The sequence below is a fragment of the Pseudomonas sp. RL_5y_Pfl2_73 genome (genome assembly GCF_963970515.1).
In the GTDB taxonomy this organism is placed as follows: domain Bacteria; phylum Pseudomonadota; class Gammaproteobacteria; order Pseudomonadales; family Pseudomonadaceae; genus Aquipseudomonas.
On the sequence record NZ_CAXAPD010000104.1, the window covers coordinates 1 to 1,552 of the forward strand.

The 1,552-nt window shown below is 56.0% G+C and carries 1 protein-coding gene; it reads left to right on the forward strand.

Annotated features, from left to right (window positions below):
• Positions 1 to 256 precede the first annotated feature (256 nt).
• Positions 257 to 1,552, forward strand: a 1,296-nt coding sequence (locus AACY42_RS28395; protein ID WP_339483817.1) for an IS110 family transposase, incomplete at its 3' end; no start/stop codon positions are given.

Consider the following 1,552-nt stretch of genomic DNA (forward strand, 5'->3'; position numbering starts at 1 on the left):
TTGTGGCGAGGGAGTCCCCGCCGCGTCTTCGACGCTGCGCTGTCGCGCAGCAAACAAGTGCTCGGCTTAAGATTGGGTGCGCGCGGGGAAAGAGGCCGTAGCTATCACTGGTGTGTCAGCACCCGCGAGGGAGAGTGGCCGGCACGGTATCGGCGTGGAGTCGTTGTAGGCACAGCAAGCTGTGACCACGTATGAGAGAGTGAATCCGTTCGCCACCGTGTTCCCCGCGCGCCGTTCAATCCTGCGAGGAATTGTCATGGCGCGCAAGAAGCAGCAGAAACGATTTGAAGTGATTCACCCTCATTGTGCCGGTATTGATATAGGCAGCCGCGAGCACTGGGTTGGCGTCAATCCCGATCAAACCGACAAACCTGTTCGCTGTTTTCCGGCCTTCACTGAGGATTTGGTGAAGCTGGCTGAATGGCTGGAATCGCTGAAAATCAAGGTCGTGGCGATGGAGGCCACTGGCGTTTACTGGATACCGCTGTTCGAGTTGCTCGATTCGAGGGGCTTTGAGGTGTACCTGGTCAACTCCCGTGCAACTCGTCAGATAAGCGGGCGTAAATCCGATGTTCTGGATTGCCAGTGGATCTGGCAGCTCATGACCCATGGCTTACTCAGAGGGGCTTTCCGGCCCGCTGATGGTATTTGCTCGATGCGATCATTGGTTCGCCAGCGGGCTATGAAGGTTCGTGATCAAGCCAAGACCATCAACCGCATGCAAAAAGCCCTGACGCAAATGAACATTCAGTTAGCCAATGTCATCAGCAATATCGCTGGTGTGACAGGGATGAAAATCATCAAGGCCATCATTGATGGCGAGCGTGACCCTCAAGTCTTGGCCAACTTGCGAGACGGTCGTATCAAGGCCGATCACCAAACCATTGCCCGCAGTCTGCACGGTAATTGGCGAGTCGAGCATTTGCATGCTTTGGAGCAGGAAGTGGCTGCTTATGATTTCCTTGAAAGGCAGATTACCGAATGCGATCAGGCCATTACTCAGGCACTTGCTCGACTTCCGGTGTTGAACGAAGCCCCTATGCAACCCACCAAGCCATTGCGTAGCCCGCATCGCTCGGCAGATGAACAAGCCAGCTTGCACCAGGCGCTTGTGAGGATTATGGGAGTCGACCTGACCGCAATTCCCACCATTGGCATCGAATCGGCTTTGGTTCTGGCGAGCGAAGTCGGACCTGATTTGTCGCGTTTTCCGACTGAGCAGCATTTCAGTTCCTGGATGGGGTTGGCGCCCTCAACCCGAATATCGGGAGGAAAACCCTTGCCCGGTCATGTCCCCAAGGTATTTAACCGGGCGGCACAAGCGTTGAAGCAGGCGGCCTCTAGCGCCCGCACCGACAAAAGCTTTATCGGTGCCAGTCACCGCGCCCGATTGGCTCGTATGGATACGGCCTGCGCCATCAAGGCTACGGCTCACCAACTGGCCCGGTTGATCTACGCCATGCTGACCAAGGGACAGCCTTACGTGGCGCAGGATATGGATGAGTACGAGGCTAAAAGCCGTGATCGTCAGCTTAGAGCTTTGCAGCGCAAG